11 protein-coding genes are annotated in these 15,544 nt (G+C 67.3%); 3 read left to right on the forward strand and 8 right to left on the reverse strand.

Annotation, left to right across the window (positions count from 1 at the left end; all coding sequences use genetic code 11):
* The first annotated feature begins 5 nt into the window (after positions 1-5).
* Entirely contained in the window at positions 6-923 is a 918-nt protein-coding gene (locus tag AC1RDJ_RS16925; RefSeq protein ID WP_071322980.1) for a pyridoxal-phosphate dependent enzyme, read from the forward strand.
* A gap of 4 nt (positions 924-927) precedes the next feature.
* Here the strand turns inward: AC1RDJ_RS16925 and AC1RDJ_RS16930 are convergent, their stop codons facing one another.
* The 7 genes from AC1RDJ_RS16930 to AC1RDJ_RS16960 form a co-directional block, all read right to left on the reverse strand.
* Positions 928-2,937 carry a diguanylate cyclase domain-containing protein gene (locus tag AC1RDJ_RS16930; RefSeq protein ID WP_493028185.1) on the reverse strand — a complete coding sequence of 670 codons (2,010 nt, stop codon included), beginning with the start codon at positions 2,935-2,937 and terminating at the stop codon, positions 928-930.
* The gene (gene cysC / locus AC1RDJ_RS16935) at positions 2,934-3,473 is read right to left on the reverse strand and encodes an adenylyl-sulfate kinase (RefSeq protein WP_071322979.1); all 540 of its coding nucleotides are present in this window, start codon (positions 3,471-3,473) and stop codon (positions 2,934-2,936) included. Before cysC ends, AC1RDJ_RS16930 begins: the two co-directional genes overlap by 4 nt.
* A 95-nt stretch (positions 3,474-3,568) precedes the next feature.
* Positions 3,569-6,256 (reverse strand): molybdopterin-dependent oxidoreductase, encoded by a 2,688-nt coding sequence (locus tag AC1RDJ_RS16940; RefSeq protein ID WP_493028187.1) that lies wholly within the window; start codon positions 6,254-6,256, stop codon positions 3,569-3,571.
* An 11-nt stretch (positions 6,257-6,267) separates the two neighbouring features.
* Positions 6,268-7,494: an NAD(P)/FAD-dependent oxidoreductase gene (locus tag AC1RDJ_RS16945; protein ID WP_493028188.1), complete on the reverse strand. Its 1,227-nt coding sequence runs from the start codon at positions 7,492-7,494 to the stop codon at positions 6,268-6,270.
* Positions 7,491-7,853, reverse strand: coding sequence for a nitrite reductase small subunit NirD (gene nirD, locus AC1RDJ_RS16950; RefSeq protein ID WP_071322976.1), 363 nt, complete (start codon positions 7,851-7,853; stop codon positions 7,491-7,493). Before nirD ends, AC1RDJ_RS16945 begins: the two co-directional genes overlap by 4 nt.
* Before the next feature lie 3 nt (positions 7,854-7,856).
* Positions 7,857-10,409, reverse strand: coding sequence for a nitrite reductase large subunit NirB (nirB, locus tag AC1RDJ_RS16955; protein ID WP_493028189.1), 2,553 nt, complete (start codon positions 10,407-10,409; stop codon positions 7,857-7,859).
* A 10-nt stretch (positions 10,410-10,419) separates the two neighbouring features.
* On the reverse strand, positions 10,420-11,715 hold the full coding sequence (locus AC1RDJ_RS16960; RefSeq protein WP_493028190.1) for an MFS transporter: 1,296 nt from the start codon (positions 11,713-11,715) through the stop codon (positions 10,420-10,422).
* Between the two features lie 332 nt (positions 11,716-12,047).
* On the opposite strand from AC1RDJ_RS16960, the gene AC1RDJ_RS16965 reads away from it, so the two are divergent.
* Positions 12,048-13,886 (forward strand): CehA/McbA family metallohydrolase, encoded by a 1,839-nt coding sequence (locus tag AC1RDJ_RS16965; RefSeq protein ID WP_493028191.1) that lies wholly within the window; start codon positions 12,048-12,050, stop codon positions 13,884-13,886.
* Here the strand turns inward: AC1RDJ_RS16965 and AC1RDJ_RS16970 are convergent.
* Positions 13,871-14,830, reverse strand: coding sequence for a LysR family transcriptional regulator (locus tag AC1RDJ_RS16970; protein WP_493028193.1), 960 nt, complete (start codon positions 14,828-14,830; stop codon positions 13,871-13,873). The genes AC1RDJ_RS16965 and AC1RDJ_RS16970 overlap by 16 nt on opposite strands.
* Before the next feature lie 145 nt (positions 14,831-14,975).
* On the opposite strand from AC1RDJ_RS16970, the gene AC1RDJ_RS16975 reads away from it, so the two are divergent.
* Positions 14,976-15,371, forward strand: coding sequence for a RidA family protein (locus AC1RDJ_RS16975; protein ID WP_071322973.1), 396 nt, complete (start codon positions 14,976-14,978; stop codon positions 15,369-15,371).
* Positions 15,372-15,544: the final 173 nt, after the last annotated feature.

Consider the following 15,544-nt stretch of genomic DNA (forward strand, 5'->3'; position numbering starts at 1 on the left):
AAAGCATGGCCCTGCACATCGAAACCCCTTTGCTCAACTCCCGCGCGCTGAGCCTGCTCAGCGAACGCGCCATCTGGCTCAAGCTCGAAGCGCTGCAGCCGCCCGGTTCCTTCAAGATCCGCGGCATCGGCCTGGCCTGCGAAGAATACGCGCGGCGCGGCGCCAGCCGCTTCATTTCCTCGTCGGGCGGCAATGCCGGCATCGCCGTCGCCTACGCGGGGCGCCAGCTGGGCATCCCCGTCATCGTGGTGGTGCCGGAAACGACCAGCGAGCGGGCGAAGGCGCTGATCGTGCAGGAAGGCGCGCAAGTGATCGTGCATGGCGCCGCCTGGCAGGAAGCGAACGCGCTGGCACAATCGATGCTCACGCCGCAGGACGCCTTTTTGCACCCGTTCGACGACCCGCTGCTGTGGCAAGGCCATGCCGGCATGATCGACGAAGTGGCCCGCACGGGCCTGAAGCCGGATGCCGTCGTGCTGTCGGTGGGCGGCGGCGGCCTGCTGGCCGGCGTGGCCGAGGGCTTGCGGCGCAATGGCTGGGACGACGTGGCGCTGGTGGCCGTGGAAACCGCAGGCGCGGCCTCGCTGGCCGCCGCCGTGGCCGCGCGCGAACACGTGGCCTTGCCGGCCGTGACCAGCATCGCCACCTCGCTGGGCGCGCGCCAGGTGTGCGCCCAGGCGTTCGCCATCAGCCAGACGCGCCCGCTGCACAGTGTGGTGGTGTCGGACAAGGCAGCCGTCGACGCCTGCCAGCGCTTCATCGGCGACCAGCGCCTGGTGGTGGAGCCGGCCTGCGGCGCGGCCCTGGCGGCCGTCTACGGCAAGGCGCCGCAGCTGGCGCCCTACCGAAATGTGCTCGTCATCGTCTGCGGCGGCGTGACGGCCACCGCGCAGCAGCTCGACCACTGGGCTGCCAGCCTGTAGGCAATCACGACGGCGCGGCCGCCTCGATCAGCGCCACGCTGTCGCGGCCCTGCCCCTTGGCCTCGTACAGGGCCTGGTCGGCCAGGTCCAGCAGCTGCGCCGGCGTCAGCGCGCCGTCGCGGAAGATGGCGATGCCGATGCTGGTCGTCACCGGCAGCGCGCTGCTGGCCAGGGTGAACGGCAGGCGGATGGCGTCGATGATCTTGGCGCCGATCTGGCGCACTTCGGCCGCGCTTTTCACGCCTTCCAGGACGATCACGAATTCATCGCCGGCCAGGCGCGCCACCAGGTCGCTGGCGCGCACGCTGCGCGCCAGGCGGGCCGCGAATTCCTTCAGCACCTCGTCGCCCGCATGGTGCCCGAGGCTGTCATTGATGGCCTTGAAACGGTCGATGTCCAGGTAGGCCAGCGCCATCGGCGCGCGCGTGGCGCGCGTGCGCTGCATGCTTTGCGCCAGCTGTTCATCGAAGCGGCGCCGGTTGGCGATGCCCGTCAGGGTATCGGTGGCGGCGGCAAACTGCAGCGCCGTGTGCGCCGCCTTGACCTTGGTGATCTCGTGGATCAGCCCATACACGCCCTCCACCGCGCCGCTCTCGCCCACATCGGGCACATAGCTGGTCTGGAAGGCGCGCCGCCCCCCTTCCCCCTCGCCATCGATGGTGAATTCATATTCGACCTCTTCGCCCGCAAAGGCGCGCTGCAGGTACTGCTCGCGCAGCTGGTAGGCTTCTTCACCCAGCACCTCGCGGATCGACTGCATCAGGCTTTCCTGCTGCGAGCGGCCGAACCATTTTTCAAACGTCGCATTGATGAACTGGTAGCGGTGCTCGCGGTCGATGTACACGATCACCACGGGCACGTGGTCCGTCAGCAGCTTCAATCGCCGTTCGCTGTCGCGCGTCTGCGCCTCGGCGATTTCGCGCTCGGCCACCAGCGAGTAAAAATCGCGGCTCAAGTCGCCGATTTCGTCGCGCCGCTCGATTTGCAGCACCTCGATGCCGAGGCGCTGGCGGCGGATCTGGTGCACCTGGCGGCGCAAGCGCTCCAGCGGCTGCAACAGGCGCAGCACCACGCGCCAGCCGGCCAGCCCCGCCAGCGCCGCCAGCAGCACGGCGGCCAGCAGGATCTTGCTGCGGATCGCATGCAGCGGCGCGAAGGCGTCGCGCATGGGGTAGACGGAAGCCAGTATCCAGCCCGTCGAGGCGATGCGCTGGTAGGCAAACAGGGCGTCGACGCCGCTCGTCGTGGTGCCGGTCAGCCAGCCCTCGTAGCCCTGCATGGCGCGCCGCGTGGGTATGCTGATCGGGCCATGCGCCTCGATATGCTGCATGATGCGCGACTTGTCGGGATGCTCGACGATGATGCCGGCATCCGTCATGATGTACAGGTAGCCGCCCGTGCCCGGCTTGAGTGCTTCGAGGCGGCCCAGGAAATCGGGCTGGCGCAGGTTGACGCTGGCCGCCAGCACGTAGCGCACGGCGCCCTGCGCATCGAACACGGGCTGCGTCACGACCACGATGGGCATGCCGGAAATGCTGCCATTGAGCGGCGCGGAAATGACGGAACGCCTGGTCGCCAGCGTCTGCTCGAAATAAGAACGGCCTTTCAGGTTCAGCCCCGCCTGCGGCTTGAAGGGGCTCAGGCTGGCCAGCAGGGAACCATCGGCGGCGACCACGCCGGCCGTGAAAAACTCCGTCCCCAGCACCGTTTGCGCGGCCAGGAAGCGCTGCAGGCCGGCGCCGTCATGCACGCCGCTGGCCGCCAGGCTGTCGGCGATCACGCGCAGCACGTTGCGCTTGGCATTGAGTTCCTCGTCGATGAAAACGGCGGCGCTGGCCAGCGACACGTACTGCTGCCGTCCCGTCACGTCGCGCATGCCGCGTTCGGCCACGGCCAGCGTGGCCAGCGCCAGCAGCGCCACGGCGCCCAGCACCAGCAGGAAGACGACCACGCTCATGCGCGCCTTCAGGCTGGCGGGCAGGCGCCGGCGCAGCCATTTTCGCCAGGTCGTCACGATTGTCGCTGCAGGTGCCGGCAAATCCGCTCGACCGATTCGTCCAGCGCCAGCGCCTGCGTATCGAGCGTCAGCGCGGCCGACAGCGGCGCTTCATAGGGCGCGGATATGCCCGTAAATTGCGCAATCTGCCCCGCGCGCGCCTTCGCATACAGGCCCTTGGCATCGCGCGCCTCGCATACGTCGAGTGGCGTGCTGACATGCACTTCGATGAAATTGCCTGCGCCGATGATGCTCGCGGCCATGGCACGGTCGGCGCGGTACGGCGAAATGAAGGCCGCGATGACATGCACGCCCGCCATGTTCATCAGGCGGGCCACTTCGGCCGTGCGGCGGATATTTTCATGCCGGTCGGCCGGCGTGAAACCCAGGTCGCGGTTCAGGCCATGGCGCAGCTGGTCGCCATCGAGCACGGCGACGGCGCGCCCCTCGGCTTGCAAGCGGTGTGCCAGCGCATGGGCGATACTGGTCTTGCCGGCGCCGCTCAGACCCGTCAGCCAGACAGTGGCCGGCGCCATCCCTGTGTAATCCCTCATCTTGTCTCCCCGACTCTGTGAGGGCGAATATAACAAAGGCAGCCGGAAAAAGACAGTCGCGGGGAGCAGCGCGACGCATGCAGCCTACGGCAACGCTACGGCGCGCTCTGCGCCAGCGTTTCGGCCAGGGTGACGGCCAGCAGCTGGCGTATCTCCGGCACGCAGGAACCGCAGTTGCCGCCCGCCTTTACGCAAGCCGTCACCTGCGCCGCGGTCGTCAGTCCTTTTTCGCGGATGGCGGCGCAGATGGTGTTGCGCCCCACGCCAAAGCACGAGCAGACGGTGGGACCGGCGTCCACTCCCTTGCCGATCGGCTGGCCCAGCAGCACGCCGGCGCGGTCGGCCGCATCCATGAGCGGATGCGCAAACAGGCCCGCCAGCCAGGCGCGCGACGGCAGGTCGGGCCGCGGCGAAATGAACACGCACTGTTCGATGCGCCCCGCCTCCAGGTGCACGGCGCGATACACGCCGGCGCTGGCGTCGGCATAATCGAGCCAGTCGGCGTCGGGGTCCGCCACGCCGAGCAGGGAACGCGCCCAGGCGCCCAGGTCATCGACGCGCTGGCGCCCGGCCAGCTCGTAGCGCAGGAACTGCTCGCCCTGGATGCGCGTCCAGTGCGCCACGCCGTCGAGGTTCAGCGGCGTGCGGCTCAGGACAAACGCATGCCAGTGCACGCGGAACTGCTCGATGCGCACGGGCGTATGCTTGAATTCCGGCTCGCCCGATACCGGATCGACCACCGGGTTGACGACGGCGCCCACGCGCGCGTCGGAGGCATTCGCATCGCTCCAGTGGATCGGCACGAAGACCTGCCCGCGCGCGATGCCGCCGCCATGCACGACCCTGGCCACCATCGCGCCCCAGGCACTGGAAACGCGCGCCAGCTCGCCTTCGCGCACGCTGTACAGCAGCGCATCCTGCGGGTGGATGTCGATGAACGCCTCGGCCACATGGTCCGACAGCCTGGCCGCCTTGCCCGTGCGCGTCATGGTATGCCACTGGTCGCGCACCCTGCCCGTGTTCAGGATCAGCGGATAGTCTTCGTCCGGCGCATGGCGCGGCGCGCGCGGCGCCGTCGGCACGAAACGCGCACGGCCGTCCGCATGCGCGAAGCGGCCATCGCCGAACAGGCGCGCCCGGCCCTGCGGCCACTGCTGCGGCAACAAGCCATCGTACTGCGCGTCACTCAGCCCCACCAGATCCGACAGCTTGAACAGGCGCGCCGTTTCCGCCTCGTTGCGGAAGGCGGACAGGCGCGCATGCTCGTCGAAAATGGCCTGCGGCGCCGCGAAATCGAAACCGGCATAGCCCATGCGCGTGGCCACGGCGCACAGCACCTGCCAGTCGGCGCGCGCCTCGCCCGGCGCCGGCAAGAAGGCCCGCTGGCGCGAGATGCGCCGCTCGGAATTGGTCACCGTGCCATCCTTCTCGCCCCAGCCCAGGGCGGGCAGCAGCACGTCGGCGTGGGCATTCGTGTCCGCCTGCGCGCTGATGTCGGACACCACCACCAGCTCGCATTGGGCCAGCGCGCGGCGCACCTGGTCGGCGTCCGGCATGCTCACCAGCGGATTGGTGGCGATGATCCACACGGCTTTCACCGTGCCCGCCTCGATGGCGTGGAACAGGTCCACCGCCTTCAGGCCTGGCTTGCTGGCGATGCGCGGCGCATCCCAGAACGTTTGCACGGTGTCGCGGTGCAGCGGGTTGTCCAGCTCCAGGTGCGCCGCCAGCATGTTGGCCAGGCCGCCCGCTTCGCGCCCGCCCATGGCGTTCGGCTGGCCCGTCAGCGAGAATGGCCCCATGCCGGGCTGGCCGATACGGCCCGTGGCCAGGTGGCAGTTGATGATGCTGTTGACCTTGTCCGTGCCGCTGGAAGACTGGTTCACGCCCTGCGAAAAGGCGGTGACGACCTTGCGCGTGGCGGCGAAGTCGCGGTAGAACGCCAGCAAGGCGTGCGGATCGACCTTGCATATCTTCGCCACCTGCAGCGGATCGCCGCAGTCCACGTGCGCGGCCGCCAGCGCCTCGTCCAGGCCGCGGCTGTGCTGGGTGACGAATGCATCGTCGACCATGCCTTCGCGCGCCAGATGGCACAGCAAGCCGTTGAACAGCCACACGTCCGTGCCGGGCTTCACCGGCAGGTGCACATCGGCCAGCTCGCAGGTGGCCGTGCGGCGCGGGTCGATCACCACCAGTTTGACTTCGGGCCGGCGTTCCTTCAGACGCGCGATGCGCTGGAACAGGATCGGGTGGCACCAGGCCGTGTTCGACCCCACCAGCACGATCATGTCGGCCAGTTCCAGGTCGTCGTAGCAGCCTGGCACGATGTCTTCGCCGAATGCGCGCTTGTGGCCGGCCACGGCCGACGACATGCACAGGCGCGAATTGGTGTCGATATTCGCGCTGCCCACGTAGCCTTTCATGAATTTATTGGCCACGTAATAATCTTCCGTCAGCAGCTGACCCGAGACATACAGGGCCACCGCATCGGGCCCGTGGGCGTCGATGATGGCGCGCAGGCCGCCGGCCACCTTGTCGAGCGCGGCATCCCAGGACACGCGCCGCAACTCGCCATCGACGCGCACCTGCGGCTGCAGCAAACGGTTCTCCAGCCCCAGGGTATCGCCCAGGGCCGAGCCTTTCACGCACAGGCGACCCTGGTTGGCCGGGTGGCTGCCGTCGCCGGCGATGCGGATGGCGCCGTCGGGCAGGCGTGTCGCTTCCACGCCGCAGCCGACGCCGCAATACGGGCAGGTGGTTTTCACGGGCATGCAGCTGGTCATGGGGTTTCCTGTCATGCGGCCTGGGCGCACAAGGCCTGGCCAAACAATAAATGGGCGCGCAGCTTGCTGATGTCGCGGCGCTGCTGGATCAGGTCGAAATACCAGGGGCCGTCCTGCACGTCGCCATACAGCACGGCGCCGGCCAGGCGGCTGCCCTGCACCACCAGGCGCTTGTAGACGCCGCGGTGCGGATCGCGCAGCACCAGGTCTTCGCTGCCCTCGCCGCCGATGATGTCGCCCGCCGAATACAGGTCGATGCCCGTCACTTTCAATTTGGTGGCGCTGGCCTGCTGCACATAGCGCCGGTGGCCCGCGCCGGCCAGGTGCGCGCCGCAGACGCGCGCCTGCTCCCAGATGGGCGCCACCAGGCCGAAGGTGGCGCGCCGGTGCTGCACGCATTCGCCCACGGCGTACACGCGCGGATCATAGCTTTGCAGGCAGTCGTCGACGACGATGGCGCGTTCGCAGTGCAGGCCTGCCGCCTGCGCCAGCGCGATGTTCGGCCGCACGCCGGCCGTCATCACCACCAGGTCGGCGGGAATGCTGCTGCCGTCCGCGAACTGCACGCCCTCGACGCGCCGCGTGCCCGTGATCGCGCTGGTGCTCGCGTGCATCAGGAAACGCAGGCCGCGCGCTTCCAGTGCCGTTTTCAGCAGCATCGATGCGGGCGCATCCAGCTGCTGGTTCATCAGGCTGCCGCTCATGTGCACCACCGTGACGGCCATCCCCTGGCGCTGCAAGCCGTTGGCCGCCTCCAGCCCCAGCAAGCCGCCGCCGATCACCACCGCATGCCGGTGCTGGCGCGCCGCGCGCAGCATGGTGTCGACATCGTCGATATCGCGAAAGCCGATCACGCCCGGCAGCTGGTGGCCCGGCACGGGCACGATGAACGGCGTCGATCCCGTGGCCAGCAGCAGGCGGTCGTAGCGCACTTCGATGCCGGACAGGGCCTGTACCGTGCGCGCCTGGCGGTCGATGCGCACCACCGGGTCGCCCGCGTGCAGGGTGATGCCGTGCTGCGCATACCAGTCGCGCGTGTGCAGCATGATGTCGTCCACCGTCTTTTCGCCGGCCAGCACCGGGGACAGCAAGATGCGGTTGTAATTGCCGTGCGGTTCGGCGCCGAACACGGTGATGTCGTACAGCTCGGGCGCGAGTTTCAGCAATTCCTCGACCGTGCGCATGCCGGCCATGCCGTTGCCGACGACGACCAGGGACGGCCGCGCGGGCGCGTTCACAGCGCCACCCACACCATGTCGGCAAACACGCGCGCGGGCCAGGTGGCGACGGAATGCTCGGGCGCTTCCAGGCACTCGCCGCTGGCCAGGTCGAAATGCTGCTTGTAGATGGGCGAGGCGACGACGATGCGTTCGCCGATGCTGCCCACCAGCCCCCGCGACAGCACCGAGGCGCCCGCGTTCGGGTCCACATTGTCGATGGCGTACACGCGCGGCGCGGCATCGCCGACGCGGAACACGGCCACATGGCGCCCGTTCAGCAAGGCGCACACGCCCGTATCGGGCACGATGTCGGCCAGCGGGCAGATCGCCATCCAGTTGTCGGCGGTGACGCCGGAAAGTTCGTTAATCGCGTTCATGGCTCAAGCCTCCACGGCAAGGATGGGGATCACGCCGTTGCGGCGCTCGCCCGGCGTGGCGGGACGGATCTGGCCCCGCTCCTCGACAAACACCACGTTCTCGTCGTTCTTGTCGCTGTTGACAAAATGGCGGAAGCGCTGGCGCACGGCGGGGTCCGTGACGGCCGCTTGCCACTCGCAGGCATAGGTATCGACCACGTGCTGCATGTCCGCCTCCAGTTCGTGGGCCACGCCCAGGCTGTCGTCGATGACGACACGCTTCAGGTAATCGAGCCCCCCTTCGAGGTTGTCGCGCCACACGCTGGTGCGCTGCAGGCGGTCGGCCGTGCGCACGTAGAACATCAGGAAGCGGTCGACATAGCGCACCAGGGTCGCCTCATCGAGGTCGGACGCCAGCAGTTCCGCGTGGCGCGGCTTCATGCCGCCATTGCCGCACACGTACAGATTCCAGCCCTTTTCCGTGGCGATCAGGCCGATGTCCTTGCCCTGTGCCTCGGCGCATTCGCGCGTGCAGCCGGAGACGCCGAATTTGATCTTGTGCGGCGTGCGCAAGCCCTTGTAGCGGTTTTCCAGTTGAATCGCAAAACCCACGCTGTCGGCCACGCCGTAACGGCACCAGGTGGAGCCGACGCACGATTTCACCGTGCGCAGCGACTTGCCGTAGGCGTGGCCCGATTCGAAGCCGGCCGCGATCAGCTCTTCCCAGATGGCCGGCAGCTGGTCGACGCGCGCGCCGAACAGGTCGACGCGCTGGCCGCCCGTGATCTTGGTGTACAGGCCGTATTTTTTCGCCACCGTGCCCACGGCGATCAAGCCGTCGGCCGTCACCTCGCCGCCGGGCATGCGCGGTACGACGGAATACGTGCCATCCTTCTGGATATTGCCGAGGAAGTAATCGTTGCTGTCCTGCAGGCTGGCGTGCACGGGAGACAGCACGAAATCGTTCCAGCAAGAGGCGAGGATATTCGCCGCCACGGGCTTGCACACGTCGCAACCGAGTCCCTGGCCATGTGCGGCCAGCAGTGCACCGAAGCTGCGGATCTTGCCGACGCGCACCAGGTGGTGCAGCTCCTGGCGCGAATACGCAAAGTGCTCGCACACATGGTTATTGACGGCCAGGCCCTGCTTCTGCATTTCCGCCTTCATGATCTGCGTCACCAGGGGCACGCAGCCGCCGCAGGCCGTGCCCGCCTTGGTGCAGCTTTTCAGGGCGCCGATCGTGGTGGCGCCGCCGGCGACGGCCGCGCACAGCGCGCCTTTCGAGACGTCGTTGCAGGAGCAGATTTGCGCCGACTCGGGCAAGGCGTCCACGCCCAGGCCGACTTTTTGCTGTCCATCGGCTTGCGGCAGGATGAGGAATTCCGGCGACGCCGGCAGCTCGACCTTGTTCAGCATCATCTGCAGCAAGGTGCCGTATTCGCTGGCGTCGCCCACCATCACGCCGCCCAGCAGGTATTTGCCGCAGTCGGAGACGACGATCTTCTTGTAGATCTGCTTGCGCTCGTCCATGAACTGGTAGGAGCGGCTGCCCGGCGCATTGCCGTGCGGGTCGCCCAGGCTGGCCACGTCCACGCCCATCAGTTTGAGCTTGGTGCTCATGTCGGCGCCCTTGAACGATGCCTCGCCCTCTTCCTGCAGCACATGGCGCGCGCAAATGCGCGCCATTTCATAGCCGGGCGCCACCAGGCCGAAGACCAGGCCGCCCCACAGCGCGCATTCGCCGATGGCGTAAATGTCGGGATCGGAGGTGACGCAGCTGTCGTCGATGGCGATGCCGCCGCGCGGCCCCACTTCCAGGCCGCAGGCGCGCGCCAGTTCGTCGCGCGGGCGGATGCCGGCCGAAAAGACGATCATGTCCGCTTCCAGGTGGCTGCCGTCGGCAAACTGCATGCGGTGCGTGGCGGATTCGCCGTCGACGATGGCCAGCGTGTTCTTTTGCGTGTGCACGGTCACGCCCAGTTCCTCGATCTTGCGGCGCAGGACGCGCGCGCCGCCCTCGTCGACCTGCACGGCCATCAGGCGCGGCGCGAATTCCACCACGTGGGTGTCGAGTTTCAAATCGCGCAGCGCCTTCGCGCATTCGAGGCCCAGCAGCCCGCCGCCGATCACCACGCCCGTGGCGGACTTGGCGCCCCAGGCCAGCATGGCTTGCAGGTCTTCGATGGTGCGGTAGACGAAGCAGCCGTCGCGATCCTTGCCCGGCAGCGGCGGCACGAACGGCGTCGAGCCGGTGGCAAATACCAGCTTGTCGTAGGCGAGCACCTCGCCCGTGCTGGCCGTGACGGTCTTTGCCGCACGGTCGATGCCGATGGCGCGCGCATTGAGTTTCAGCACCAGGTTAGCCTTGTCGAAGAAGCCGGGCGCCACCAGCGACAGCTCGTCGGCCGATTTGCCGCTGAAAAATTCGGACAGGTGCACGCGGTCGTAGGCGGGGCGCGGCTCTTCGCACAGCACGGTGACTTGCAGCTGCGGCGCATGCTCCAGCGCCAGGCGCTCGAGGAATTTGTGTCCGACCATGCCATGGCCGAGGACGACGATCTTCAGGGGGTGGTTCATCGCTGTCTCCTCAGGCCGCGGCCATGTTTGGTTCGGCCGCCTCGCGGGTAAAGCGCACGGCGATGGCGCACAGGGCCGAGAGCACGACCAGCACGCTGAGGATGATCAGGGTCTGGCGGATGTCGCCCGTGCCCTTCATCAGGAAGCCGGCCGCCACGGCGCCCACGTTGCCGCCCGCGCCGATGATGCCGGCCACGCCGCCCAGGGCGCGGCTGTCGATGAAGGGCACCAGCGCGTAGGTGGCGCCGCACGCCATGTGGGTGAACAGGCCGAAGACCAGCATGGCGATGACGGCCCAGGTGACGCTGTCGACCTTGGCAAACCACAGCAAGCCCACGCCTTCGCCTATCATCAGCATGAACAGCAGGGTCACGCGGCTGTTCAGGTTGCCGCACAGGGCCAATTTATCCGACAGCCAGCCGCCCAGGGCGCGGGCAAACAGGGCCAGCAGGCCGAAGCTGCCGGCGGCCAGGCCGGCGGACTTGAGCGACAGGCCGAAATGGTCGACGTAATAGACGGCGGCGATGTTGTGGATGAAGATCTCGATGCCGAAGCAGGCGCCGTAGGTGACGAACAGCAGCCACACGCGATAGTTGCTGCTGGCCGCCTTGAAGCTGTCCCAGCCGCCCTTTTTTCCACCCTCGATGGCCGCGCCGGCCGCGCGCAAATCCGAATAATTTCCTTCCGGGCAATCCTGCGTATAGCGCCAGTACAGCGCGGCCATGACCAGCATCAAGATGCCCGGCACCAGCAAGGCCACGCGCCAGCCCAGCGATTCGGACACGCCCAGCATCAGCACGGCACCGAGCAGCAGCGGCATCAGCGCCTGCGCCGCGCCCCCGCCCGCATTGCCCCAGCCGGCGGCGGCCGCATTCGCCGTGCCGACGACCCTGGGCGCGAACATCACGGAGGTGTGATATTGCGTGATGACAAAACTGGCGCCCACGGCGCCGATACCCAGGCGGAAGAACAGAAAGCTTTCATAGCTTTGCGAAGCGGCCACGCCCAGCACGGGAATGGCGCCCAGCAGCAGCAAGCCCGTATACGTCTTGCGCGGGCCGTAGCGGTCGCACAATGGCCCGACGATCAGGCGCACGAGGATGGTGATGGCGACGGCCGCGATATTGATATTCGCCACTTGCGCCAGGGACAGGCCAAATTCGCCCTTGATGACGGGCATCAGGGGCGCGCAGGCGAACCAGGCGAAAAAACACACGAAAAATGCCATCCACGTCAGGTGGAATGCGCGCATGGGCGGCGTGGCGAGGGAGAAGAGCGCGATGCGCGTTGCTTTTTGGCTGGCCATGATGGTTCCCGAAGTATCCCGTTAATCACAAAAATACAAAACGGCGCCCGCCCCTGCCGATGAGAATCAGCCTGGGCGGACGCCGTTGTCCATGTGGTCCGTCGTTGGACCGTTGTGTTCAGGGGATCGCCGTTGATCCGTATCTCCTGTTTAGCAAGCGCCGTGCCAGATCGGTTCCGGGGCAACCAGGCGCTCTGGCCCCAAACTGCACGGGCTTTGCGCCAGATCATGGCCGATGGCGGTGCAAACACGCCACTTGTTGGTGCATGCGGGGAACCGCCAGGGATCACGCTTGTCTAAATATTATCGACAGCAAGAAGCGGGAGGGCCAAATGCGTGGCCAACTCTGCGGGCAACTCTGGCGGCAAGCCAAATGGGTGGCGTGCGCGTGCATCGGCGTCTTCATGCTTGTCTGGAGCAATAGCGCCGCAGCGCAAGCGCCGCTTGCTGGCAGCGTCGAGCCCGGCGAGCATAGCGAGCTCGATGCAACGGTGCAAGCGCCCTTCCACGCCGCGCCCGGCGCCCGCGCCACGCAGGCGCGCACCTTCATCGTGCGCCTCGCCTATCCTGGCGGCATAGGCCGCACTGCTGAAAGTGGCGACACAGGGGGCACTGGCCGCGCTGCCGGTTCTGGCGACACGGCGGGCGCGGCGGGCGTGGGCAGCGTGGGCAGCGCGGGCGCCCTTCCGGCACACATGGCACACCCGGTCGCCTGGCGCCTGACCCTGTCGGGACCCGGCCCGCAGGGGGCGGTGCGGCGCCAGTGGTCGGGACGCGCAAGCGTCGGCGCCCGCACCGTGAGCCTGGCGCTGCCCTGGGATGGCCGCGCCGACGCCGATGCGCGCGGGCGGCGCGCGCAGGTCGCCGACGGCTTGTACCAGCTGCGCCTGCTGGCCGTGGCGGATCCCGGCACGCCGCAGGAAGCGCAGGTGGAGCAGCAATGGCAAATCCAGGTGCAGCGGGGACGCAGCGCGGCACCGCGCGTGCCCGCCTTCAATACCGGACTGCAACAGTTGCCCAGTCTCGATGGCCAGGCGGACTACCGCATCGCCTACGCCAACCTGCACAGCCAGACGCGCCACAGCGATGGCGGTGCGGCACTCGACGCCTGCCGCGGCGCGCAGGAGCCGCAGACGGCGCCTTTCGACCCCATCGATGCCTATCTGTATGCGCAACACCATGGGCTGGACGTGCTGCTGGCGTCCGAGCACAACCATATGTATGACGGTTCGGACGGCACGAATCCACTTGCCAATCCTGCCGAAGCGAAAGCCCTGTTCCAGACGGGCCTGGCCGAAGCGGCGGCCTATACGGCCGCCCATCCCGGCTTCCTGGCCCTGTACGGCATGGAATGGGGCGTCATCAACAAGGGCGGCCACCTGAATCTCTTCAACAGCGACCAGCTGCTGGGCTGGGAAAAAAATGCCCGCGGCGAGCTGCTGGCCGATGTGGAGACGCCCAAGGGCGACTACGCGGCCCTGTACGCGCTGATGCGCGAGCGCGGCTGGCTGGGCCAGTTCAACCACCCTGCCTACGCGGGCCAGTTTCTCGTCAACGGCCAGCCGCTCGGCTATACGCCCGCTGGCGATGCCGCCATGGTGTTGTGCGAGGTGATGAACACGTCCGCGTTTTCCACGAATGAGCAGGAAACGGAAAACCGGCGCAGCAATTACGAGGCGGCCTGCAACCGGGCCCTGGCGGCCGGCTACCACGTGGCCTTCAGCAGCAACCAGGACAACCACTGCGCCAACTGGGGCGCGGCATATGGCAACCGCACGGCCGTGCTGGTGGCCAGCCCGGCTGCCGGCACGCCCCTGTCACGCGACAGTTTCCTCGAGGCGCTGCGCGCGCGCCGCGTGTTTGCCACCATGGACAAGCACGCGCAACTGCTGTTCACGGCCAATGGCAAGCTGATGGGCGAGCGCTTCGACAGCCATGGTCCGCTGCACCTGGCCACCAGTTTCAGCAACAGCGCCGGGCGGCAAGCGGCGGTCGTTGCCATTTTCCACGGCGTGCCTGGCGGCAATGGCTCCGTCACACAACTATCGGAGCAGGCCGAGCTCACCGTCACGCCCGCGCCCGGCCCCCACTTCTATTACGCGCGGCTGACGCAGGACGATGGCAATATCGTCTGGTCGGCGCCCGTGTGGGTCAATCAACTGCCCGAATGAGTGCCTGGTGTCGTCACCGACACCGTTTCATGGAACTGCGGCGGCGCATGCCGCGCCATCAACTCGACCACCCAGTCGATGAAGACGCGCAGCTTCATGCTGACATGGCGATTCGGCGGATAGGCGAGGTACAGCGGCATGGGAGCGATCTGCCAGCCGGCAAACAGGGGAATCAGGGCCCCGGTCGCCACATGCGCCCTGGCCATATAGTCCGGCAGCCACAAGGCGCCCAGCCCCGCCAGCCCTGCCGCCAGGTAAGCGTTGCCGTCGTCTATCGACAGCACGTACTGGCCCCGGATCGTCACGCTCTTGCTGCCCTGCTGCATCACGGCGCAGTAAGCATTGCCGCCATGCCCCCAGCGAAAGCGCACGATGCGGTGCTGCGCGCCGTCCAGTTCCTGCGGATGGCTGGGCGTGCCGGCGCGCCGCAGATACGCGGGCGCGGCGTACACGGCCAGCTGCAAGTCGCCGATCTTGCGTGCCATCAGGGACTGGTCGCGCAACTCGCCACCGCGGATGACGCAATCGACGTTATCGCCTATCACGTCGACCATGCGGTCGCTGGCGCCCATGTCCAGCTGGATGTCCGGGTAGCGGGCGTGAAACTGCGGCAGCGCCGGCACCAGCAGCAGGCTGGCAAGCGGACTGGGCACGTCCACCCGCAACTGGCCGCGGGGCAGCGCCGCGGCGCCGGGCAAGCTGGCTTCAAGTTCGTCCAGGGTGGCCAGCACCTGCACGATGCGCTCGTAATAAGCGGCGCCATCGGCCGTGACATTGACCTTGCGCGTCGTGCGGTTCAGCAACTTCAAGCGCAGCCGCGCCTCGAGCTGCTGCACCAGCTGCGTCACGCTCGTGCGGCTCATGTGCAAGGTATGGGCCGCCCGGGTAAAACTGCCCGTCTCGACCACCCGCACGAAGGCCCGCATCGTATCCAACTTGTCCATCATCACCTCCGCATCCCGATTGTTTGGATTATACAAACAGTCATGGGGGAGTTTCCCCCTTTATCTGTACGGCTGCCGGCGCTAAAGTTCTATCCAGGCCGCCGTCGGGCGGCAACCTCCAGGAAACCATGCCATGAGTAATGCAATGACCACACGCGACGTCGTCTTTCCGCCCGGACGCCAGGCGCTGTACGACAAAAACCGCTATTCACCCGCCGTGCGGGCCAATGGCTTGTTGTTCGTCTCCGGCCAGGTGGGCAGCCGCGCGGACGGCACGCCGGAACCCGGACTGGAAGCCCAGGTCAGGCTGGCGTTCGACAACCTGAACGCCATCCTGCACGCCGCCCGCTGCACCTTCGACGACGTGGTCGACGTGACCGTCTTCATCGTCGATCCGCAAGCGACGTTCCAGCGCATCTGGGACATCGTACAGGCCGAGTACTGGGGTGACGCCCCCCATCCCACCGTCACGGCCGTGGGCGTCACGTGGCTGTATGGTTTCCAGTTCGAGATCAAGGTGGTGGCGAAGTTGCCCAGCTAGCGCGGCAGGCCGGGAAATACGCGCCGCAGAATATACGGCTGGGCGGGCGAGCGGCAAATATTATAGGAAAAACATGCCGTCTCTTTACTAATATCCTCGACATACTGGTTCCCCGCAGCAATCCGTGGCACCATGGGTGCGCCGTTTTGCCTGCAACGCGGCCTCCATCGGAC

It is taken from the genome of Janthinobacterium sp. GW822-FHT07H10, assembly GCF_058798675.1.

Excerpts from the sequence above, each read along its gene's own strand:
- AC1RDJ_RS16925 (WP_071322980.1), top strand. The coding sequence starts at position 6 with ATGGCCCTGCACATCGAAACCCCTTTGCTCAACTCCCGCGCGCTGAGC.
- cysC (WP_071322979.1), bottom strand. The coding sequence starts at position 3,473 with ATGAGGGATTACACAGGGATGGCGCCGGCCACTGTCTGGCTGACGGGT.
- AC1RDJ_RS16940 (WP_493028187.1), bottom strand. The coding sequence starts at position 6,256 with ATGACCAGCTGCATGCCCGTGAAAACCACCTGCCCGTATTGCGGCGTC.
- nirD (WP_071322976.1), bottom strand. The coding sequence starts at position 7,853 with ATGAACGCGATTAACGAACTTTCCGGCGTCACCGCCGACAACTGGATG.
- nirB (WP_493028189.1), bottom strand. The coding sequence starts at position 10,409 with ATGAACCACCCCCTGAAGATCGTCGTCCTCGGCCATGGCATGGTCGGA.
- AC1RDJ_RS16960 (WP_493028190.1), bottom strand. The coding sequence starts at position 11,715 with ATGGCCAGCCAAAAAGCAACGCGCATCGCGCTCTTCTCCCTCGCCACG.
- AC1RDJ_RS16965 (WP_493028191.1), top strand. The coding sequence starts at position 12,048 with ATGCGTGGCCAACTCTGCGGGCAACTCTGGCGGCAAGCCAAATGGGTG.
- AC1RDJ_RS16970 (WP_493028193.1), bottom strand. The coding sequence starts at position 14,830 with ATGGACAAGTTGGATACGATGCGGGCCTTCGTGCGGGTGGTCGAGACG.
- AC1RDJ_RS16975 (WP_071322973.1), top strand. The coding sequence starts at position 14,976 with ATGACCACACGCGACGTCGTCTTTCCGCCCGGACGCCAGGCGCTGTAC.